Annotated in this window: 1 pseudogene; it reads right to left on the bottom strand. The window is 48.7% G+C overall.

Going from position 1 to position 265, the window contains the following annotated elements:
- Positions 1-265 (bottom strand): annotated as a pseudogene (locus Dpoa2040_RS08520) (IS3 family transposase); the annotation flags it as partial.

Genomic DNA, 265 nt, shown 5'->3' with positions numbered 1-265 from the left:
CCAAAACCATAGGCAGGATACTGATGTGCCAGTTTTTGTAGTACCTCGACCACAGGCAGATCCCGTGCTGTGTTCGGGCAATAATGCAACAGACTTCGACTGATACCGATAATCCGGCACCCGCGTCGTTCGCTGGCCTGATGTTCCGTCATGACATAACGCACCAGCTCACGCTTCTCAGGCACCGTTAAAGTTTTTTTGAAACAACATCCTTAAGAATTTCATGATCTAAGCTCAGGGAGGCGTACATTTGCTTTAATCGGCG

Origin of the sequence: Dickeya sp. CFBP 2040 (assembly GCF_012273755.1) — a bacterium.
Classification (GTDB): Bacteria; Pseudomonadota; Gammaproteobacteria; order Enterobacterales; family Enterobacteriaceae; genus Dickeya; species Dickeya poaceiphila.
This window is presented reverse-complemented; position numbering and strand designations above follow the sequence as displayed.